We start from the raw sequence: 21,328 nt of genomic DNA on the forward strand, positions 1-21,328 counted from the left end.
GTTACGGCAGATTGTCTTTTAGAAAAATGTCGAGGCGGATGCGCTCCTGCGCCTCGATGACGGCAAGCCCGTCCGCCTTCGCCTTGAGGACGCGGATGGCGCTGCGCACTTCATGGCCCGCATTCTGGTTGAGAATTGCGTCAATGGTGCCGTCGAGCAGCGCAGCGCGGGTATGGGCGGTCAGTTCATGGGCGATGACCGTCAGCGACCGATCGACCGCCTTTTCCTTCAACGCCCTGATCAGGCCACGATTACCAGCGCCGAGGCTGTAGACCCCGATGATGCCGCTTTTCTTCGACAGCGCGTCCGCAACCAGCATATACGCCATCTCGGGATCGTCGCGGCCTTCGATGACAGGCAGGATGGAGAGCGACGGAAACTCCGCCGCGATAACGGCGGCAAAGCCCTCGAGGCGCTCGCGATGGTCGCGCACCAGCATCGAACCGGCGAGCACGGCGATCTCGCCCTTTGCGCTACTGAGGAAACGGCCCAGCAGCCGCGCGGCTGTACGGCCGGCAGCGATGTTGTCGACACCGGCATAGTGATGGCGCTGCGAGCCGGTAAGATCGGAGACAAGGGTCACGACGGGAATGCCGTCTTTCACCAGTCGGTCGACGGCGTCGCGCACATCAGGCGCATCCGTGGCGACAAGGGCGATCCCCGAAGGCCGCTCCTCGCGAAGCTGATCCAGGACCTTGACGAGCGCGGTCGGATCGAAGGCCGGCACCTCGATCGTGCGAATATCCGTCCGCTCGGCGGGCGAGCGGGCGACGGCGGCGCGTACCTCGTCGTTCAGACCGTGCATGAAGGAGTTGTCGCTGGCCGGGAGGATGAACACGAGTGGGTAGGTCCGGCCCTTGGCAAGGTTGGCGGCAGCAACGTCCCTGACATAGCCGATCTCTCGAATGGCGTTCTCGACCTTCTCGCGGGTCACGTGGCGTACGCCCGGCCGCTGGTTCAAAACCCGGTCGACGGTCGCCAGGCTGACGCCTGCCGCAGCAGCGATATCGTGAACTGTTGGCCTCATCTTTCCTCCTGACGAGACCTTTAACTCCAAATTTGATGTACGTAAATCAAAAACTGCAAACGTTTCCGTTCACGTCAACTCTTTGTGCAAAAGCAAAGGCCGGCCCGTTGTCCGGACCGGCCTCGTAAGCTGGTTTGATATGCCTTCTTAGTGACCTCCGCCACCACCGCCTCCGCCTTGTGGCGCAGGCTTGTCCAGCATCAAGACACCGAAGATCATCGCAAGGAATAACACGGTCAGCATCAGGAAGACGTCACTGAACGACAGAACGATTGCCTGTTTCGTAACAAGTCCAACCATCTGCTTGATGGCAACAGCAGCGCCGTCCATGCCGTAGGTGTTGAAGTTCGCCGCCATGTTGTTCATCTGGTCGATCGCCGCCGGATTGCCCCAATCGATATTTTCGCGCAGTCGCTCGTAGTGCACGTCCTGCCGGTTCGTCAGCACCGTGTTGATCACAGCCAGCCCCACCGCGCCGCCAAGGTTGCGGGTCAGATTGAAGAGGCCGGACGCGCCGCGCATACGGGCGGGCGGCATCGTACCGAGCGCGATGTTGTTGATCGGCACCATGCACATCATCAGCCCGAAGCCGCGGAAGATCTGCGGAATAAAGAGTTCGTAGAAGTCCCAATCCTGGGTCAGGTGCGTCATGATGTAGGTGCCGCACGCGAAGCTGACGAAACCGATGACCATCATCAGCCTGAGATCCATCTTCGTCGACAGCTTTCCGGCGATCGGCGCCGTGAAGAACATCGCGAGGCCAGACACGAACATGGTCTCGCCGATCATCAGCGAGTCGTAGCCGCGAATGCGCCCGAGATAGACCGGGTAGATGTAAGTCAGTCCGTAAAGGCCGATGCCCATGACGAAGGAGAACACCGAACCGAAAGCGAAGTTCCGGTTGGTGAAGGCTCTCAGGTCGACCACCGGAAATTCGACGGTGAAGGCCCGATAGAAGAAGACAACGGCAGCAATCGCAGAGGCGATCGCGCCCATGAAAATATAACTGTCGTTGAACCAGTCGTTGGAGTTGCCTTCTTCGAGCACGTATTCCAGCGCACCGAGGAAGACACCCATCGATAGCAGCCCCCACCAGTCAAACTTCTTGATCAGCGCGAATTCCGGCTTGTCGAAATCGATGAAATTCCAGGTAACGATCGTGACGATGATGCCCGGCACGATGTTGACCAGGAACAGCCAGTGCCAGGAGAACGCGTGGCTGAGATAACCGCCGACGGTCGGGCCGATCGTCGGCGCAAGCGTTGCGATCAGACCGATGATCGGCGACACGATGCTGCGCTTGGACGGCGGGAAGATGGTGAAGGCGGCCGCGAAGACCGACGGGATCATGCCGCCGCCGATGAAGCCCTGGATGGCGCGGTACACGATCATCTGGTCGATGTTCGTCGCCGTTGCGCAGAGCGCGCTCGCCATGGTGAACCCTGCAGCCGAGGCCGCGAACAGGTATCGCGTCGAAACAATCCGCGCGAGGGTGCCCGACAGCGGAATCATGATGACTTCGGCGATCAGGTAAGATGTCTGTACCCAGCCGATCTCGTCCGAGCCGGCGCTGAGGCCCGCCTGGATTTCGGCGAGCGATGCCGAGACGATCTGAATGTCGAGGATCGACATGAACATGCCAAGCACCATCGCGAAGAAGGCGATGAGCTTGCGTGGGTCCATGTGCTCCGCGGCCGCCGGAGCGGCCGGGATGGTTCCAACTGTTGCGCTGCCGGCCATGGGCCTACCTCGTCAGGACCTTACTTGCCGGCATCCGGCGCGGTGCGCGTATCGACATCGACGACGACACTTAGGCCGGCCCGCAGGCGGCCGCTGTCGAGAGCATCCTGCGGCAGGGCGATGCGCACCGGGACGCGCTGGATGATCTTGGTGAAGTTACCGGTGGCGTTTTCCGGCGGCAGCAGCGAGAAGACCGAGCCGGAGGCCGGCGAGATCGACTCGACCGTGCCAACGATCGGATGATCGCCATAAGCATCGACATGGACGTTGACCTTCGAGCCGGGAACCAGATGCTGGATCTGCGTTTCCTTGAAGTTCGCGTCGATATACAGTTGACGGACCGGGACGAGCGCCATCAGCCGCTGACCGGGCGACACCAGATCGCCTTCCTGCACCGACCGGTTGCCGACGACGCCCTCGTAGGGCGCCTTCAGGATCGTGAAGGAGAGGTCACGGGCAGCCTTATCGCGCGAAAGCTCCAGCTGGCGGATCGTACCCTCGGCTTCGCGGCGCTGCGCCTGCAGGAGCGTGACGTTGGCGTGCGCGGATGCAATCGCCGCATCACCACCAACGAGGTTTGCCTTGGCCTGATCAAGCGCGATGTTAGCCGCATCGAGGTTGGCGGTCGTGCCAACGGACTTGGATTGCAACTCGGCAGCGCGGGTCTGGGTGATCTGCGCGCCGCGAACGGTGGCTTCCAGGGCCGTCTTCTGAGCCTCGGCCTGATCAAGACTTGCCTGCCCGCCGGCGATCTGTGCATCGATGCGCTGCAGCGAGAGCTTTTCCGTCTCGAGGGAAGCGACGGCCTGATCGAGAGCAAGCTTGTAATCGCCGTCATCAAGCGTCGCGAGCACATCGCCTGCCTTGACCTTCTGGTTGGCAACGACGTTCACCTTGGCGACATAGCCGGTGACCTTCGGCGAGATGGTTGCGATGTCGCCTTCGATATAGGCGTCATCGGTCGAGACCATGAAGCGGCCAGTCGTCCACCAGTCGTATCCGTACCAAGCGGCACCGGCGAGAAGGACAAGGCCGATGATCGGCAGCGCGAGACTGCGCTTTTTCTTCTTTTCGGCGGGAACAGCCTGCGTATCGCCAGGACTCTGCGGCGTGCGTGGTGCTTCCGCAGCAGGGATTGCTACTTCCCGAGCCTTGCCTTCGGCTTCATCGGTTTCGCTGACGATGCGGGCAACATTGGCTTTTGGACTGGACGACATGAGCGACTACCGGGCAAATTGAGTGAATTTAATCGAACTGAACGGTTCGGTTCAGTTGACATAGAACCTTTTTCCATTCATATCAAGATATATCGAACCGATTGGTTCGGTTTTATTAACGAAAAATTCGCTGATGCGAACATGGTTAAGGAGCGATGACAGAGCTTTCCGATACGCGCGTGGACGATACCCCCTCGATAGGTGGCCGTTGGGCCGCTGGCGAAGATCCCGCCAAGCGCAAACAGATTCTCGACGGCGCCCGCCGCGTTTTCATGAAGCTTGGCTTCGATGCAGCGAGCATGAACGATGTGACGCGCGAAGCCGGAGTTTCAAAGGGAACGCTCTATGTCTACTTCGCCAACAAGGAAGAGCTGTTCACGGCGATAATCGAAAGTGAACGGGCCGCCTTCATCGCATCGATGCGCACGACGCTTGAAGAGCATGACGATGTCGAGGAAGGCCTTCACGACTTTGGTGTAAGCTTCATCGCGCACATGACCGATGAAAAGGTCATCAGCGCCATGCGCACGGTGCTCGGAGTTCGTGAGCGCATGCCGGCTCTCTGTCAACGTTTCTTCAAAGGGCCGGAGAACCTCCGGACTATCCTGCACGATTATCTCGAGCGCTACGTTCAGACCGGGCAATTGCAGATCGAAGACATCGACTTGGCAGCGGGGCAATTCCTGGATCTCTCCAGTGGCAGCTTCTTCAAGTTTCGGCTCTTCGGCAGCATGGAACAACCGCCATCGGGACCCGAGATAGAGCGTGTCATCTGTGGCGCCATCCGCGTTTTCATGGCTGCCTATGGCGCCAAGCGGAGCGATCCCGCCTGACCTTTTGATTTCCTTCTCCATCCGCGCCAGAATCCAGCAACTGGGATCAAACGCGGTCTGCTGCCCTTCGCTATGAAGGAAATGCAGCCAAGGGAGAAAGAATGAGCGCCGTCGCACGAGCGATCTGGTTTATCGAAAGTCATTTCGGCAACGACATTACTCTTGAAGAGATTTCGGACGTTGCCGGGCTTTCGCGCTACTATCTTTCGCGCGTCTTCGGACTCGTCACTGGTCATTCGATCAGCAGCTATATCCGCGCCCGCCGCCTGAGCGGTGCGGCACGGATGCTGGTCAACCAGCCGGCCAACATTCTCGAGGTTGCCCTCGACGCGGGCTATGGCTCGCACGAGGCGTTCACCCGTGCCTTTCGCGACCAATTCGGCGTCACGCCGGACGCCGTGCGCAAGCAAGGACACATACGCAACCTCGCGCTTCTGGAGCCTATCCGCATGGACCCCGCTCGCCTTCCCGAACTTGAACCGCCGCGCTTCGAAACCTTGCCGCCGATGCTCTTTGCCGGCTTGCAGGAGACCTACCCCTACGGTGGCAATGCCGCGATCCCCTCGCTGTGGCAGCGATTCAATACGCACTTCGGCAACATTCCCGGCCAGATCGGCAATGTCGCCTATGGCGTCTGCACACATATTGAAGGAGAGGCGGAAAAATTCCGCTACATGGCAGCCGTGGAAGTCAACGACAGCAGCGACCTGCCCGACGGCTTTGTCACCTTGAAAATCCCTGGCCAGCGCTATGCGGTCTTTGCCCATCGCGGCCATGTCTCGGGCATTCCGGCGACGATGCACCGGATCTTCGGGGAATGGGTGCCGAACTCCGGTATGGAATTTAGCAGTCTGCCCGACATGTTCGAGCGCTACGACGAGCGTTTCGATCCCTATACCGGCATGGGTCTGACGGAAATCTGGATCCCCATCAAGGAATAAAAGTCACTCGGCTTTCGTATATCCCCTTGCGCGCTTGCCAAGGCAGGACGCGTCCGTACATTGCGAGCGTCAGATTCTGTGGCGCAAGGGGATAAACGCTGATGCAAGATATCATGATGCTCGTCCAGGACCCGGCCGCATGGGTGGCTCTCGTTACCCTCGTGGTGATGGAAGTGGTCCTCGGGATCGATAACCTCATCTTCATCTCGATTCTCACCAACAAGCTTCCGCCCGAACATCGCGAAAAAGCACGCAAGGTCGGCATCGGCCTTGCCCTCATCATGCGTCTTGCTCTCCTCGGCACTATTGCCTGGATCGTGAAGCTGACGACGCCGATCTTCGAACTGTTTGGCCACGGCTTCTCCTGGAAGGACATCATCCTCATCGCTGGTGGTCTTTTCCTGCTATGGAAGGCGACGAAGGAAATCCATCACAACGTCGATCCGGCCGATCACAACGAAGATTTCATTGGCACTGCCGCGACGGCCGGCTTTACAGCCGCAATCGGTCAGATCCTGCTACTCGACCTCGTCTTCTCGGTCGACAGCATCATCACCGCCGTCGGCATGACGCCGCACCTGCCGATTATGGTCGTCGCCGTGATTGCCGCCGTGACCGTCATGCTGGTTGCCGCAACGCCGCTCGCGAACTTCATCGAGAGAAACCCGACCATCGTGATGCTGGCCCTCGCCTTCCTGATGATGATCGGCACGACCCTGATCGCCGAAGGCATGGGCTTCCATGTTCCGAAGGGTTACGTCTATGCCGCGATGGCCTTCTCCGCCTTGGTGGAAGTGCTCAACATCTTCGCCCGCAATGCTCGCCAGCGGAAAAAGCAAGGCAGTCACTAAAGTGCTGAGGGCGCGGTTCTGAGGCCGCGTCCTACAGCATGTCCCCCAAACTCCAATGGTTGCTCCAACGCGCGTCGATCTCGTCATCGACGTTCTGGTAGCGGATATCAGTGGACAGTCTGATCCGGTTGGAAGCACTCTGGTTGGTGGTCGAGGCATGGATCATGTACGGGCTGTGCAACACCACGTCTCCGGCCTCATAGTCAGCGATCAGCCAGCGCGTGTCGAAGCGCTCCGCCATCTCGGGAAGGTCCTTTGAAACCCAGCCGCCCTCGGTCATGTTGCGATTGAAGGCGCTGATCCTCTCCTCGGCGGAGAGATCCTGGCTCTTCCTGGCGAACGCCTCCTCCATGCGCGCGCCGATGGCATGCGACCCCTCGAGGTAGACGAGGCCGCCCATATCGACCGGTGTATCGCCGATCGGAATCCAAGCCGTCACCAGCCGGCTCGTACCGCCGCGCAGATAGACGAGATCGTAGTGAGCAGGCGTGGCCGTCGTCGTGCCGGGCTGAGTGAAACGCATAATCTTCCGCTTGTGCAAATAGGAAATCCCCGAGAGGAACTCGTCCATAAACTGCGCAAGCCGCCTCTGGGCACAAAAGCCCTCGAAAGCAACCGAACGGACGAGCGACATGAGGATGCGATCCACTTGGCTTTTGTCCGGCACCGCATTGGCGAACAGCCCCATCATCGGATCGGAGCCGGGCGCGATCAGCCCGCCACGCGCCAGATGCGCGAAAACCCAGCCGCGAAAGGCGTTGACGGCAACGGGATCGAGAAACCGCTTCAACCATACATAACCGTGTTCATGATACAGCCTGCGGATCGCCTCCACGCCGATCGACGGATCCGTCGGCTCCAGCGCCCCCAGCCGGTTCGGAACGGTCGAAAGGATTTTCCCGTTGGCGACTAGGTCGATTGCCGGCACTTGAGTTGGCCCGCGATCTAAGGCGAGACTTGACATTCCGATCACTCCCAAAGTGAGATAGAAACGCTGGAAATTTGAAGGAAACAAAAGAGGTTCGCCATGGACGAAAGGCATTACTGGACTTTTCGCTCATGATGGACGGTCCAATTGCTCTGTACCGTTCCCCCTCTTCCGACCGGACGGCAATCGCGGTCACGGGATTCGGACGCCAGGACATCGGAACGCGTATCATCAACCGCCGTCTGCTCATGCATGCGGTCGTGTTGGTGGAAGCCGGACGCGGCACGCTGCAGACGGTGAAGGCCGGCATACAAGAGATCAATGGCCCGTCGCTCTTCTGGCTGCCCGCCGGCACATTGCATTCCTATGGTCCCGCCCAGAATGAAAGCTGGGAGGAGCGATGGGCGCTCTTCGAGGGAACGTTGATGGCGGACCTGATCGGCCAGCGCCTAATTTCGATAACAGCGCCGCTCGTGCGCCTGCACAATCTTCGTGAGATGCAGCATCTCTTCGGCGCGCTGTACTCGGACTTCGCCGCAGGCGATCCGCTCGGCCTCGCATCGGCAGCGGCAACGCTTCACCGCATTGCCATTCAGGGCGCGCGCCAGACAAACACGCGCAGGGACGATGGCGGGGAACTAAAGCTGGAATTGGTGATCGAAACCCTGCAACGTCGTGCATTCGAGCCGATCGATATGCATTCCCTAGCACAGGAATTCGGCGTGTCTCCGGCAACACTGCGACGTCGGTTCCACACCGCTCTCGGCCTGTCGCCGAAAGCGTTCCAGCTGCGCCTCCGCATCGACCGGGCGAAGCAGTTATTGGCAACATCCGATCTTTCGATCGAGGCGGTCTCGAACGCCATCGGCATTGACGACGCGTTCTATTTTTCGCGGCTGTTTCAGGATCGCGAACATTGTTCACCGAGCGAGTTTCGTCGCCAGCACCGCCGATTATAAAACGAGAGCCGGCGTCAGCCGGCCCTCGCTCGCGATTTGACGAATGGCGGTCAGTGCGCGCCGGCGCCGCCGGCCTGCGTCTTCCGCGTGAAGAGCAAGGCGAACGCGGCGATCGCAAGCACGACGCCGATGACGGCGAACGTGTCGCTGAAGCCGAGGATCAGCGCCTGGCGCTTGACGATCTGACCCAAGGCGACGATGGCCTTTTGGGTGGCGAGTGCCGGATCCGAAACACCGTGCGCCAGAAAATAGTTCGTCGTCTGGGTGAGCCGGTCGCGAACCTCGTCACGGGCAAGCGTCACCGACTGACCTATGATGTTCGAATGGAACTGCTCGCGCTTCGTCAGGATCGTACCCAGCGAGGCAGTGCCGACGGCACCGCCGAGGTTGCGCAGCATATTCGTCAGGCCCGAGGCAGCCGCAGCGTCCGCTGCAGCGATGCCGCCCGTGGTGATGGCGGTGACCGGCGTGATGACGAGTGCCTGACCCATGGCGCGCACGATGTTCGGGATCCAGAACTGGTCGCCTGCATTGTCGGGCGACAGCCAGATGTTCATGAAGCAACTGATGGAAAAGACGCTCACGCCGACGACGGCGAGCACACGGACGTCCACGCGCTTCATCATCCATGGGATGAGAGGGATCAGCATCAGCTGCGGCAGACCCGTCCAGGCAAGAACGTTGCCGATCTGCTCGGCGTTGTAGCGCTGTACCTGGCCGAGATATTGCGGGACGATGTAGACGGACCCGAACAGGGCTACGCCGACGAGCACGTTGACGAAAACACCGATGCCGAAATTGCGCTGCTTCAGCAGTCGCAGCTTCACGAGGGGTTTTTCGACCTTGAGCTCGATCCAGATGAAGGCTGCAAGGAAGACAAAGGCAACAATGCTGAGTTTGATGATGAAGGGTGAGGAGAACCAGTCGTCCTTGTTCCCTTCCTCGAGCACCGTCTGCAGGGCAGAGAGGCCGATTGCCATGGTGGCGATACCCGCCCAGTCGCCTTCCTTCAGCAAATGCAACTGCATCGGTTGCTTCTGCAGCGTCAGAGCAAGGGCCACCGCCATGATGGCGCTCGGAAGGGTATTGATGAAGAAGATCGTCTGCCAGCCGCAATTCTCCGTGAGATATCCGCCGATTGTCGGCCCGATGGCGGGCGCGAAGGTTACCGACAGGGCAAAGAGCGCCAGGCCGAGCGGCTGCTGGCTCTTCGGCAGCTTGGTCAGCACCATGGTGAAGGCCATGGGGATCAGGACGCCGCCGGCAAACCCCTGGAGGCCGCGAAACAGGATCATCGTGCCAAGGTCGTGCGCGAACGCGCATGCCATTGAAAACAGCGGAAAGAGGATGGAATTGACGAGAATGTAGCGGCGGAACGAGAAGACGCTGCTGAAATAGGCCGTCAGCGGTATGACGACGATCTCGCCGATCAGATAGGAGGTGGAGATCCAGGCGCCGTTGTCGACGCCCGTTCCGATGCCGCCCTCGATGTTGAGCAGCGAAGCATTGGTGATCTGAATGTTGAGGATTGCCATGAACGCGCCGATCATGCCGGCGCAAACGGCTATCCAATCCCTCGTGCTGGCTCGGGGCTGGGAGACTGCAATTGAAGTAGACATGACAAGATCCCCATCCCGCTCCCGTTACACTCCGTGAGCCGTATCGGCGGCCTTGGTATCGATGCTTGGCTGCACGGACATGCCGGGGCGAAGATCGCCGCTGGCAGTATCGTTGCCGTCGAGCACGATCTTGACCGGAATACGCTGCACGACCTTGGTGAAATTGCCCGTAGCGTTGTCAGGCGGCAGCAGGGCGAATTCCTGTCCGCTTGCCGGCGCAATGCTGTCGACATGGCCGTGATAGGTCCGGCCCGGGAAGGTATCGACTTCGATTTCGACCGGCTGTCCGGCATGCACGTCGGTCAGCTGTGTTTCCTTATAGTTCGCAACAATGTAGGCCGCGCTGACGGGAACGACCGACATCAGCTGTGTGCCTGCCTGAACGTATTGGCCGACGCGCAGGGTGCGGTTCCCGACGGTGCCATCGACCGGCGCGACGATCGTCGCGTAAGAGAGGTTGAGTTCGGCCTGATGCTCGATCGCCTGGCTTCGGGCCAGAGTGGCCTTTGCCTGCGCAAGCTCGGCGTTCAGAAGATCGACCTGCTTGACCGCGGCGTCGAGGGCGGCCGTATCGCGCACGATCGTCGCCTGAGTGGCGGCGATCTGCGACGCGGCCTGCTGGGCGGTCTGGACCGGGGCATATCCGCTTGTGGCAAGGCTCGAATAGCGCTTGTTGTTCTGCTCGGCGAAAGTCTCGTTCGCCTTGTCAACCTCGACGGTGGCGCGGGCGGCGGCGATCGTCGATTGCTGGATCTCGAGGGCGGCCTGCTTCGCGCTCAATGTGGCCGTCGCGGCGGCAACGTCCGCCTTTGCCTGATCGAGCGCTGTGCGGAAATCGCGGTCGTCGATGCGTGCAAGCGGCTGACCAACCCTGACCGGTTCGTTGTCCCGCACAAGCACCTCGGCGAGATAGCCGGAGACCTTGGGGGCAATCGCGCTGGTGTCCGCCTTCACATAGGCGTCGTCTGTCGACACATGGAAACGGCCGACCGTCCAGTAATCGTGTCCGTAGTAAGCACCGGCGGCGACGATTGCGAGTGCAGCCGCACCGAGCAGCAACAACCGGCCCGGTCGGCGCTTGCGGGCTTGCTTGCCTTCAGAGGCGGCAACCGGCGCCGCCACTGGCAGCGGCTTGCCGGCTTCGAGGGTTTCCGGCGCTACCTCTGCGACCGTTTCAGTGGCTGGAGCGTTGTTGTTCAGAGCATGCAGCTTCTGGATGGTCATTGTTTTCTCCGGATCAGGGTCGCCGTGAGAGGAAGCTGCGGCCGTGATGCATAAAAGGAAAATTGACGTTTTCCAAAATATGCACTATAAAATCGATGTCAACACGAATTTGGAAAATAGTGATGGTCCAAAATCACGAAATCGAGAGAAAGCAGCGTGGCAGACCGCAAATGCGCTGCGACGAGGACACCCGGAGCGTCATCATCGAGGCTGCAAGCCGGCAGTTTCATGAAAATGGATTCGCAACCGCCAGCATCGCGGCGATTGCCCAGGAAGCGGGCGTATCGACGAAGACGCTCTACCGCCTCTTTCCAACGAAGGCCGATCTTTTCTCGGACCTTATTTCCGATCGCATTGGCCGTTTTCTGCTGGCGCTCGACCCGACTACGCTTGCGGCAGCTGATCTACGCCAAGGGTTGGAGCGGATGCTGATGGCCTACGGCATGCTGACGCTCTCGGAAGATACGATCACCATGATACGGCTTGTGATCGGCGAGTCCGATCGCTTCCCGGAGATCGCGAATTCGTTTTACGAACGAGCCGTAGTCCGAACCAATACGCTGATGGAGGGATGGCTGCGCAGGCAGATCGAGCGCGGTGCGATCGCCCTCGAGGATCCGCATGCCGCATGCGGCATGTTGCGCGGGATGATGACCATGGAGCCGCAGCGCGCGACAATGCTGCGCCAGCGGCCCGCACCTGGGATCGAGGAGATCGCCAACCGGGCAAAGATGTGCGCTGATCTGTTTCTGAACGGGGCGGCCGTCGTCCATGCATGACGGCCGCGCTTGCTGTTCGCTACAGCGTCAGGCCGACGCCGCCAGTTCTTTGTCGATCGCCAAGACCAGTCGCTGATCTTCCGCCGTGATATCAGGCGCAAACCGCGCCACGACCTTGCCATTGCGACCAATTAGAAACTTTTCAAAGTTCCAGAGGATATCGCTCTTGTCGCCGGTCTCGATCCCGTGAGTACGCAAGCGCTCCCGCATCGGGCCGTCCCCGACCGCAGTGCCGGCGGAAGTTGTCAGCAATTGATAGAGCGGGTGCTTGTCATCGCCCTTGACCGAGATCTTTGAGAAGATCGGGAACTTCACGTCATACGTGAGGGTGCAGAACTCAACGATCTCGGCATCCGTGCCCGGTTCCTGCCCCTTGAAATTGTTCGCTGGAAAGGCGGCGATCACGAAGCCGCGCTCGCGCTTGTCCTCATAGAGTTTCTCAAGTCCTTCGTACTGGACCGTCAGGCCACATTTGGAAGCGACATTGACGACCAGGATCACCTTGCCGCGGTGATCGTTCAGGGTCGTCTCGCGACCGTCAGCCAGTTTCACCGGTATGTTCAAAAGATCCGTCATCGCTATCTCCAGCATGAATTCCGCGGCGGAAGCTATACCCACCGGTGCATTTGTCCAGCCGTCCGATAGCGTCCACTGGCAAAATCAAACAAAACAGCTAGTTTGCCCCAAGAGCAGAGGAGGGCGCGACGAAAGATGGGGCTGGAATTGCTGGTGGCGGCCGCTGTTTTCGCTTTGCTCATGACAGCCTCGATCGGAACGATGCTGACCTACTCGAAGTTGCCGGTTCATCACCGCCAGGACGAGACCAATACGGTCGTCCGGCTCGTCGCCAACATCTTCGTCGTGATGACATCGCTCGTCTTTGGCCTGATGATCAACTCGTCAAAGAATACCTTCGGCGAGATCGACAAGAACGTTCACGCCTTCGCGACGCAGATCATTCTTCTCGACCGGACCTTGCGCACCTACGGCCTCGAAGCCACCGAAACCCGCAAGCGACTGCAGAATTACGTCGAGAAAGCCCTCACCAATCCTGCACGTACGGCGCCGGATCCATTGGTCAAGAGTGACCGGACGACCGAATTTGCCCTCAATGCCGTCGGCGACGGTCTTTCGCTGATCAGGCCGTCCGACCCCGGACACGTTGCGCTGTGGAACGACGCCCGCCAGCAGTACCAGAGGATCGTGGAGCAGCGATGGGTCATCGTCGAGCAGTCGGAAGGCGTCATTCCGAGGCCGCTCATTAGCATGCTGACAGCATGGCTGACGTTGATCTTTGCGAGCTTTGGCTATCGAGCGCCGAGAAACATCATCGTCGTGCTGATGTTCTCGATCTCGGCGCTGCTGATATCGCTGTCGATCTTCGTCGTGCTCGATATGGATATCCCATTCTCAGGCTGGATTCAGATCTCCGACACGCCTCTGCGCAGGGCGCTGGCCGAGCTGCAACAATAGCGGCTCCGAATCCCGTGCCGCCGCCACGAGACGGCACGACTCGCCTTCGGCGTCAGCGAACGGCAACCGTTGGCCAATCAATGAAATCGGCCTTGGCCCCGGCGAGCGTATCCCGGCTGCGGGAGACCACGTCATGCGGGAAACCGAGCGGTATGGCGCTCGCTTCGTCGAGGCGCCGGACCTGTTCATCGGTTAGCTTTACATCAAGCGCTGCGAGGTTGTCCGACAGCTGCGCCGCCGTACGCGGTCCGATGATTGGCAGCGTGCCTTTGTGCAATACCCAGGCGATGGCAACCTGGCCGGCGGAGACGCCGGTCTCCTCGGCAATCGCAAGCACCGCGTCGACTGTTGCGGTCTTGCGGGCATCGCTTTCGCCATGAATGACGACGCCAAGTCCCTGCTTCCGGCCTGTTTCGCCCTTGCGGTACTTGCCGGTCAGCAGCCCGCCGCCGAGCGGCGACCAGCCGACAGTACCCAGACCAAAGGCGGCCGCCATCGGCAGAAGCTCGCGCTCGGACGTACGCTCGACAAGGCTGTATTCCAGTTGCAAGGCCGACAACGGCGCCCAACCGCGCAGCTCCGCAAGCGTCGCACCCGTCGCCACCCGCCAGGCCGGAAAATCGGAGAGGCCAGCGTAGAGGACCTTGCCCGAGCGGACGAGATCGTCGAAGCCGCGCATGATTTCATCGATCGGCGTCACCGCATCAGGCATATGGGCCCAGAGGAGATCGATGCGATCGGTGCCGAGCCGCTTCAGGCTCGCTTCGACCGATTGCACCATCGCCTTGCGGCTGTTCCCGGTAGCCTGCAGGCCGGCGCCATGACGATCCCCGAGCGAGAACTTCGTCGCGACGACCATGTCATCCCGGTCGCTGGCGATGAATTCGCCTAGCATCGTCTCAGACTGGCCGAATTGATACTGATCTGCCGTATCGACAAAGTTGCCACCCGCATTGCGGTAGCCATCAAACACGACTTTAGCCTCCTCACGGCTCGAGCCGTAGCCCCAGCCGGTCCCGAAGTTGCCCGTGCCGAGTGCCAGGCTGGAGACGCGAAGGCCGGTCCGGCCGAAGATCCTGTATCGCATGTCATCGTCCTCTTTCGTTGGTCATCACTTTTTAAATTACGGTCGTCATTCATTTGCAATTAAATGACGAACGTCATATAATTTGTCAAGAGCAAATCAGGAGAGGCCAAAAAATGCGCCCAACCAAGGAACAGGCAGACCAAAACCGCAAGCGGATCATCGACGCGGCCGGAAGGCTGTTTCGCGAAAAGGGAATCCATGCGGTCGGCGTCGATGAGGTTATGAAAACCGCCGGACTTACGCATGGCGGCTTTTATGGTCATTTCAAATCAAAGGGCGACCTCGCGGCCGAAGCTTTGAGCCACGCCATGGATGAAAGCCTGAGATCGGAGCAGGATTTTCCCTCGGTCGCGGCTTTGGCCGAGACCTACCTCTCCAAAGCGCATCGAGACGAAGCCGAGAATGGCTGCACAGTGGCCTCCCTCGGCCCGGAACTTGCGCGTCTGCCAAGCGGAAAGCGTGGCGTGATCGCCAGTTATGTCAGGAAGCGCATAGATCAGATGGAGACATTGCAGGAAAAGACCGGCGGCCAAGCCGATCGCGGCAAAGCGATTGCCGATCTTGCAAGTCTCGTAGGCGCCCTTGTCATGGCCCGCGCGGTCGATGACGAGGCTCTCTCTGACGAAATTCTCGCGGAAACCATCCGCATCGTCAGTAACGGCTGAGATCGTTATCCCCATCCCGATCGCTGACGTCTGTCCGAGCTTTTGCGCACCGCCGGGGATTGAATAGCCGACGGCGCGGTACAGTTATGACTTCACGGCAGGAGGTTCTCTGCTGCCGAGTTTCAGTTTTCGGAAGAGCATGACGACCCAACAGATACTCGCCTTCGGCGTCATCGGCCTGATGATGGCGGTCTTCATCTGGGACCGGTTTCGCTATGATCTGGTTGCATGTTGCGCTTTGGTGCTGGCCATCTGTGTCGGCATTGTGCCTTTCGACAAGGCATTTTCCGGCTTCAGCGATGATATTGTCATCATCGTCGGCAGTGCGCTCGTGGTCAGTGCCGGTGTGGCGCGTTCGGGCATCGTCGACAGTACGATCAAGCGCTTGTTCCCCAACCTGACCAAGCCACACGCGCAGCTCGCCTTGCTGCTCATCGTCGTTGCGGTTCTATCGGCCTTCATCAAGAATATCGGCGCGCTGGCGATCATGATCCCGGTCGCCTTCCAGTTTGCCCGAAAGAGCGGGAGGTCGCCGTCGCTCTACCTGATGCCGATGAGCTTTGCCGCGCTTCTAGGCGGGTTGATGACGCAGATCGGCACCTCACCGAACATCGTGGTCTCGCGACTTCGCGGCGAAATCACCGGAACACCCTTCACGATGTTTGACTTCACACCCGTCGGCGCGACGCTTGCTCTGGTCGGTATCGTCTTCTTGATCTTTTTCCACTGGCTCGTTCCCGAGCGACAGAACGAGAACCCATCGCTTGAGGAAGCGTTGGATTTGAAGAATTATTTCTCCGAAGCAACGGTGGTCGAAGGCTCCGGCTTCGAAGGCAAGAAGCTTAACGAAATCCTGCAGCTCGGAGATGGCGAAGTGGTCGCAACCGCGATCCTTCGCGGGCATTCGCGCCTCTCGCCATTCCCCGACATTCTCCTGAAGCCAGGCGACACGATCCTGCTGGAGGGGCGTCCTGAAGCCTTGGACCGCGTCGTTTCCAACGCCAAGCTCAAGCTTTCAGGCAAGCCGATCCCCGAGGCAAAGACGGAAGGTGACGTGACTTCGATCGAAGCAGTGGTCTCCTCCGAGTCCATGCTGATCGGCTGGTCCGCGCGCCAGCTCTCGCTCTGGAATCGCCGGCGCATCAACCTGCTTGCGGTCAGCCGACACGGCCACCGGCTGACGGAACGGCTGAGCGAAGTCACGCTGCGCGCCGGTGACGTTCTTGTGTTGCAGGGCAGCCGTCGAAACCTGCCGGCCTTCCTGCAGGAATTCTCCTGTCTTCCGTTGGCGCAGCGCGAGATCATGCTTGGGACGCCACGCAGGGCCTACGTGCCGCTGCTGATCCTCGGGATTGCCATGGCAGTGACGGCGGCCGGAATGGTTCCGGTTTCGGTCGCCTTCTTCTGCGCGGCGCTGGCGATGGTGGTTTTCCGGGCAGTCCCTCTCGCCGAGGTCTACAAGGCGGTGGACGGCCCGATCCTCATCATGCTTGCCGCCCTGATCCCCGTCTCCGACACATTGCGAACGACCGGCGGCAGTGATCTAATTGCCGGGTGGCTTGGCCATTTTGCGGCCCAGATGCCGCCCTTCGGCGCATTGGCGCTGATCGTCATTACCGCCATGGCGGTGACCCCATTCCTCAACAACGCCGCAACGGTTCTGGTCATGGCGCCGATTGCGGCGAGCTTTGCCCATACGCTCGGCTATAGACCCGAAGCCTTTCTGATGGGGGTCGCCATCGGGGCTGGCTGCGATTTCCTGACGCCGATCGGCCACCAATGCAACACGCTGGTCTTCGGTCCCGGCGGCTATCGTTTCAGCGACTACCCCCGCCTCGGCCTGCCGCTGTCCTTCATCATCGTCCTCGTCAGCGTACCGGTTCTTCTGTACGTCTGGCCGGTTCGTTGACCCAACTGCCCATTTTCCTTGACGCGCGCGGTCGAATATGGCCTTAAGGCCAGCCAAATGGGCAATCGGCGGATGAACGGGGGCAGTGCCCTTTTCCGGCCGGTTTCCTGATCCAGTTATCTGCATTCTTTCCGGCCGAACGTCGCTTTCTCAGGAAAAGCCGTCCGGCATTCATTTGACGGGCACATAAAAATGACAGCTTCCGGCGTCCGCGTCCGCATTGCTCCCTCGCCGACCGGCGAGCCGCATGTCGGCACTGCTTACATCGCACTCTTCAACTATCTTTTCGCCAAGAAGAACGGCGGCGAGTTCATCCTGCGCATCGAAGACACCGATGCCACGCGCTCGACACCGGAATTCGAGACGAAGGTGTTGGACGCGCTGAAATGGTGCGGCCTCGAATGGAAGGAAGGTCCTGATATCGGCGGCCCCTACGGCCCGTACCGTCAGTCCGACCGCAAGGACATCTATACGCCTTACGGCCAGGAACTGCTCGACAAGGGCCACGCGTTCCGCTGTTTCTGCACGCCCGCGCGTCTGGAAACGATGCGCGAAGAACAGCGCGCCGCCGGCAAGGCACCGAAGTATGACGGTCGTTGCCTGAAATACTCCGCCGAAGAGGTCAGCGCCAAGATGGCCGCTGGCGAAGGCTCCGTGATCCGCATGAAGATCCCGACCGAGGGCTCCTGCGACTTCACCGACGGCGTCTATGGCGATGTCAGCATTCCGTGGGATTCGGTCGACATGCAGGTCCTGATCAAGGGCGACGGCATGCCGACCTATCACATGGCGAATGTCATCGACGATCATCTGATGAAGATCACCCATGTCGCCCGCGGCGAAGAGTGGTTGGCTTCGGTACCGAAGCACATCCTGCTTTACCGCTATTTCGGTTGGGAACAGCCGGTGTTCATGCATCTTTCGCTGATGCGCAATGCCGACAAGTCGAAGCTCTCGAAGCGCAAGAACCCGACGTCGATCTCCTATTACTCCGCTCTCGGCTACATTCCGGAAGCGCTGATGAACTTCCTCGGCCTGTTCTTCGTGCAGATCGCCGAAGGCGAAGAACTGCTTGATATGGAAGAGCTCTCCGAGAAGTTCGATCCTGAGAACCTTTCCAAGGCCGGCGCGATCTTCGACATCCAGAAGCTCGACTGGCTGAACGGTCGTTGGATCCGCGAGAAACTGTCGGAAGAAGAATTCCAGGCCCGCGTGCTCGACTGGGCGATGGAGAACGATCGTCTGAAGGCCGGCCTGCGCCTGTCGCAGTCGCGTATCTCCAAGCTTGGCGAACTGCCTGATCTCGCGGGCTTCCTGCTGAAGTCCGATCTCGGTGTCGACCCGTCGGCTTTCGCCAAGATCAAGTCGCCGCCGGAAGAGATCCTCGAGATCCTCAACACCGTTCAGCCCGATCTCGAAAAGATCCTCGAATGGAACGTCGAGACGATCGAAGCCGAGTTGCGCGCCATTGCCGATCGCATGGGCAAGAAGCTGAAGGTCATCGTGGCCCCGCTCTTTGTTGCCGTATCAGGCTCGTCGCGCTCGCTGCCGCTGTTCGACTCCATGGCGATCCTCGGTCGCTCCGTCGTGCGCCAGAGGCTGAAACTGGCCTCTCAGGCAGTCGCCTCCCTCGTCGGCCCGAAGAACTGAACCGGACGTTTGCATCATGACCGAAAAGACTGAAACAGCGACCCTGTCGTCCGACGCAACAGAAGTCCGCGCCCAGAAGCTGAAGCTGCTGCGCGAACAGATCGGCGACGTCTATCCGGCGCATTTCCACCGGACGATGACGAATGCCGAACTGGCGGACAAGTACAAGGATCTCGAAGCTGACGTAGAAACGCAGGATGTCGTGACCGTTGCCGGTCGCGTCTATTCCTCGCGCAATTCAGGCATGTTCATGGATATCCATGACGCCGGCGGCAAGATCCAGATCTTCAGCCACAAGGACGTGACGCCGGAAGAAGCCCGCAACATGCTCGGCATGATCGACATCGGCGACATCATCGGCGTAACCGGCACCGTGCGCCGCACCAAGCGCGGCGAGCTGTCGATCAACGCTCGCGAAATCACCATGCTGACAAAGTCGCTGCTCCCGATGCCGGAGAAGTGGCATGGCGTTTCCGACATCGAGATCCGCTATCGCAAGCGTCACCTCGACATCATGACCAACGAGGAATCGAAGCTCCGCTTCCAGCAGCGTTCGAAGATCGTTTCCGGCATCCGCCGCTTCATGGAAAACGACGGCTTCATGGAAGTCGAAACGCCAATGCTGCATTCGGTCTACGGCGGCGCCACGGCAGACCCATTCAAGACGCACCACAACACGCTGAAGCAGGATATGTATCTGCGCATCGCTCCGGAATTGTTCCTGAAGCGTACGCTGGTCTCCGGCCTCACCGACAAGGTGTTCGAGATCAACCGCAATTTCCGCAACGAAGGTGTCTCGACCCGGCACAATCCTGAATTCACGATGATGGAATGCTACTGGGCCTATGCCGACTACGAGGACATCATGGACCTCGTGGAGCGGATGTTCGAAAGCCTGGCTCTGGCGATCCACGGCACGACGGAATTCCCCTTCGGCGACAAGACGATCTCCTTCAAGGGTCCGTTCAAGCGCGTTCCAATGCCCGATGCCGTCAAGGAAGTGACCGGTCTCGACTTCCTCGCCATGAAGACGGATGAGGAAGCCCGTTCAGCCGCCAAGGCTGCCGGCTTCGCGGTCGAGAAGGACTGGACTTGGGGCGAATGCCTCGCCTTCATCTTCGAAGAGAAGGTCGAGGGCACGCTGATCCAGCCAAGCCACGTCACCCACTTCCCGAAGGACATCTCGCCCTTCGCCAAGGAAGTACCGGGCGAGCCGCGCCTCGTCGAGCGCTTCGAGACCTATTGCAACGCCTGGGAACTCGGCAACGCCTTCTCGGAGCTCAACGATCCGGAAGAACAGCGCCGCCGCATGGTCGAGCAGCTGGAGCAGGCGCATGCCCGCGGCGAAAAGGAAAAGCAGCTGGACGACGAATTCCTCGATGCGATCGACCAGGGCATGCCGCCCGCAGGTGGCCTCGGCATCGGCGTTGACCGCCTGATCATGCTGCTCACCAACGCCCCGTCGATTCGCGACGTCATCCTCTTCCCGGCTCGCCGCAGCAAGGCTGACTGAGCCGGTTTATGCGGAATAGACAAAGGCGGCAGCACCGGGCTTGCCGCCTTTTTGTTGAAGTCTGTTAGTGGCCGGCAGCAGGCGCGGCTTCCGCCGCGGCGGGTTCTTCGGCCGGCGCGGAACCATGCTCACCGCCTTCCGCCGGTTTCTCTTCCTTCGCCTCGCCGTTTTTTCCGCCCTTCTTGCCCTCGCCTTCCCCGCCCTTCGTGGCAGCAACGGCGATCGGATCGATACAGTCCGTATAGTCCCTGAAGGACGCATTCATCGCGGTGATCTCGTCTTCCGGCAGATCGACGCGCTCGCCGAAGAAGAGTCCGTTCGCGGCAGCCTTTCCATCGTAGTAGCGCGCGGTATAGGTCTTGGCGTCCGCGCTTTCGAGCACGGAATCGGGATGCGGGATATAGACGACGTCGGCGCCGATCGCCCGACCGCGAATGTCCGAGCGCAACGTCGGTCCGTTAGTGTCGAGAACCACGACCTGCACGAGATCGGGTTTCTGCGCATCGTAAATCGCTTTTGCCACGCGAAGCGCAGTCTTGACCCGCGTCATGCCATCGGTCGGTTCGGTCTTGATATACTTGCGGATCCAGACGCGGTCCTGCTTCTTGATGGTAACCAGATTAACGTCGGTGCAGGTCAGCCCATTGCTTGCTTCGACGGAGGGACCAAGGATCTTGTCTTTGCCGATAAAAAGCGCGGCACCGCCGGAGACGCCCCCAAGGAGGGCGACGCCAGCGATGATAAACACCAATTTCCGGGAGGGCCGGAAGATGCGCAGTAGGGCCTTCACGCCAACTGCTCCGCCATTAACAAGCTCCAACGCAATACGAGTGGTTTCGACGCTAGAGAAATGACGTTTCCGAATGCTTAAACGCGGCCTCCAACTTTGCGTCAGTATGGGATTAGCACCAAA

General features: G+C 60.0%; 19 protein-coding genes. 10 read left to right on the top strand and 9 right to left on the bottom strand.

Going from position 1 to position 21,328, the window contains the following annotated elements; translation table 11 throughout:
• Position 1: 1 nt before the first annotated feature.
• From FHT77_RS15770 to FHT77_RS15780, 3 genes are all read right to left on the bottom strand, one after another.
• Positions 2-1,027, bottom strand: coding sequence for a LacI family DNA-binding transcriptional regulator (locus FHT77_RS15770; RefSeq protein WP_183755892.1), 1,026 nt, complete (start codon positions 1,025-1,027; stop codon positions 2-4).
• Between the two features lie 147 nt (positions 1,028-1,174).
• On the bottom strand, positions 1,175-2,767 hold the full coding sequence (locus FHT77_RS15775) for a DHA2 family efflux MFS transporter permease subunit (protein WP_183755893.1): 1,593 nt from the start codon (positions 2,765-2,767) through the stop codon (positions 1,175-1,177).
• A 20-nt stretch (positions 2,768-2,787) separates the two neighbouring features.
• Positions 2,788-3,984 (bottom strand): HlyD family secretion protein, encoded by a 1,197-nt coding sequence (locus FHT77_RS15780; protein ID WP_183755894.1) that lies wholly within the window; start codon positions 3,982-3,984, stop codon positions 2,788-2,790.
• Between the two features lie 155 nt (positions 3,985-4,139).
• Between FHT77_RS15780 and FHT77_RS15785 the strand changes: the two genes are divergently transcribed.
• The 3 genes from FHT77_RS15785 to FHT77_RS15795 all read left to right on the top strand — a co-directional run bounded on the left by FHT77_RS15785 (position 4,140) and on the right by FHT77_RS15795 (position 6,609).
• Positions 4,140-4,817, top strand: coding sequence for a TetR/AcrR family transcriptional regulator (locus tag FHT77_RS15785; RefSeq protein ID WP_183755895.1), 678 nt, complete (start codon positions 4,140-4,142; stop codon positions 4,815-4,817).
• A 101-nt stretch (positions 4,818-4,918) separates the two neighbouring features.
• Positions 4,919-5,758: an AraC family transcriptional regulator gene (locus FHT77_RS15790; RefSeq protein WP_183755896.1), complete on the top strand. Its 840-nt coding sequence runs from the start codon at positions 4,919-4,921 to the stop codon at positions 5,756-5,758.
• 101 nt (positions 5,759-5,859) lie between these two features.
• Positions 5,860-6,609, top strand: coding sequence for a TerC family protein (locus FHT77_RS15795; RefSeq protein ID WP_183755897.1), 750 nt, complete (start codon positions 5,860-5,862; stop codon positions 6,607-6,609).
• A 31-nt stretch (positions 6,610-6,640) separates the two neighbouring features.
• On the opposite strand, the gene FHT77_RS15800 is transcribed toward FHT77_RS15795, so the two are convergent.
• Positions 6,641-7,573 carry a phytanoyl-CoA dioxygenase family protein gene (locus FHT77_RS15800; RefSeq protein ID WP_183755898.1) on the bottom strand — a complete coding sequence of 311 codons (933 nt, stop codon included), beginning with the start codon at positions 7,571-7,573 and terminating at the stop codon, positions 6,641-6,643.
• 95 nt (positions 7,574-7,668) lie between these two features.
• Between FHT77_RS15800 and FHT77_RS15805 the strand changes: the two genes are divergently transcribed.
• The gene (locus FHT77_RS15805) at positions 7,669-8,496 is read left to right on the top strand and encodes an AraC family transcriptional regulator (protein ID WP_183755899.1); all 828 of its coding nucleotides are present in this window, start codon (positions 7,669-7,671) and stop codon (positions 8,494-8,496) included.
• 50 nt (positions 8,497-8,546) lie between these two features.
• Here the strand turns inward: FHT77_RS15805 and FHT77_RS15810 are convergent, their stop codons facing one another.
• Complete coding sequence (locus FHT77_RS15810; RefSeq protein ID WP_183755900.1) at positions 8,547-10,115, bottom strand: MDR family MFS transporter; 1,569 nt, start codon at positions 10,113-10,115, stop codon at positions 8,547-8,549.
• 24 nt (positions 10,116-10,139) lie between these two features.
• The gene (locus tag FHT77_RS15815; RefSeq protein WP_183755901.1) at positions 10,140-11,339 is read right to left on the bottom strand and encodes an HlyD family secretion protein; all 1,200 of its coding nucleotides are present in this window, start codon (positions 11,337-11,339) and stop codon (positions 10,140-10,142) included.
• A gap of 122 nt (positions 11,340-11,461) precedes the next feature.
• On the opposite strand from FHT77_RS15815, the gene FHT77_RS15820 reads away from it, so the two are divergent.
• Positions 11,462-12,118, top strand: coding sequence for a TetR/AcrR family transcriptional regulator (locus FHT77_RS15820; protein ID WP_183755902.1), 657 nt, complete (start codon positions 11,462-11,464; stop codon positions 12,116-12,118).
• 27 nt (positions 12,119-12,145) lie between these two features.
• Here the strand turns inward: FHT77_RS15820 and FHT77_RS15825 are convergent, their stop codons facing one another.
• Positions 12,146-12,694 (bottom strand): glutathione peroxidase, encoded by a 549-nt coding sequence (locus FHT77_RS15825; RefSeq protein WP_183755903.1) that lies wholly within the window; start codon positions 12,692-12,694, stop codon positions 12,146-12,148.
• A 135-nt stretch (positions 12,695-12,829) separates the two neighbouring features.
• Between FHT77_RS15825 and FHT77_RS15830 the strand changes: the two genes are divergently transcribed.
• The gene (locus FHT77_RS15830; RefSeq protein ID WP_183755904.1) at positions 12,830-13,591 is read left to right on the top strand and encodes a hypothetical protein; all 762 of its coding nucleotides are present in this window, start codon (positions 12,830-12,832) and stop codon (positions 13,589-13,591) included.
• A 52-nt stretch (positions 13,592-13,643) separates the two neighbouring features.
• On the opposite strand, the gene FHT77_RS15835 is transcribed toward FHT77_RS15830, so the two are convergent.
• Positions 13,644-14,678: an aldo/keto reductase gene (locus FHT77_RS15835; protein WP_183755905.1), complete on the bottom strand. Its 1,035-nt coding sequence runs from the start codon at positions 14,676-14,678 to the stop codon at positions 13,644-13,646.
• 113 nt (positions 14,679-14,791) lie between these two features.
• On the opposite strand from FHT77_RS15835, the gene FHT77_RS15840 reads away from it, so the two are divergent.
• The 4 genes from FHT77_RS15840 to lysS all read left to right on the top strand — a co-directional run bounded on the left by FHT77_RS15840 (position 14,792) and on the right by lysS (position 20,415).
• The gene (locus tag FHT77_RS15840; protein ID WP_183755906.1) at positions 14,792-15,343 is read left to right on the top strand and encodes a TetR/AcrR family transcriptional regulator; all 552 of its coding nucleotides are present in this window, start codon (positions 14,792-14,794) and stop codon (positions 15,341-15,343) included.
• A gap of 139 nt (positions 15,344-15,482) precedes the next feature.
• Positions 15,483-17,252 carry an SLC13 family permease gene (locus FHT77_RS15845; RefSeq protein ID WP_183755907.1) on the top strand — a complete coding sequence of 590 codons (1,770 nt, stop codon included), beginning with the start codon at positions 15,483-15,485 and terminating at the stop codon, positions 17,250-17,252.
• Positions 17,253-17,444: 192 nt separating this feature from the next.
• Positions 17,445-18,902 (top strand): glutamate--tRNA ligase, encoded by a 1,458-nt coding sequence (gene gltX, locus FHT77_RS15850; RefSeq protein ID WP_183755908.1) that lies wholly within the window; start codon positions 17,445-17,447, stop codon positions 18,900-18,902.
• A 16-nt stretch (positions 18,903-18,918) separates the two neighbouring features.
• Positions 18,919-20,415 (top strand): lysine--tRNA ligase, encoded by a 1,497-nt coding sequence (gene lysS / locus FHT77_RS15855; protein ID WP_210280918.1) that lies wholly within the window; start codon positions 18,919-18,921, stop codon positions 20,413-20,415.
• A gap of 64 nt (positions 20,416-20,479) precedes the next feature.
• On the opposite strand, the gene FHT77_RS15860 is transcribed toward lysS, so the two are convergent.
• Positions 20,480-21,205 (bottom strand): hypothetical protein, encoded by a 726-nt coding sequence (locus FHT77_RS15860; RefSeq protein WP_183755909.1) that lies wholly within the window; start codon positions 21,203-21,205, stop codon positions 20,480-20,482.
• Positions 21,206-21,328 lie beyond the last annotated feature (123 nt).

This window comes from Rhizobium sp. BK181 (assembly GCF_014193305.1).
Classification (GTDB): domain Bacteria; phylum Pseudomonadota; class Alphaproteobacteria; order Rhizobiales; family Rhizobiaceae; genus Rhizobium.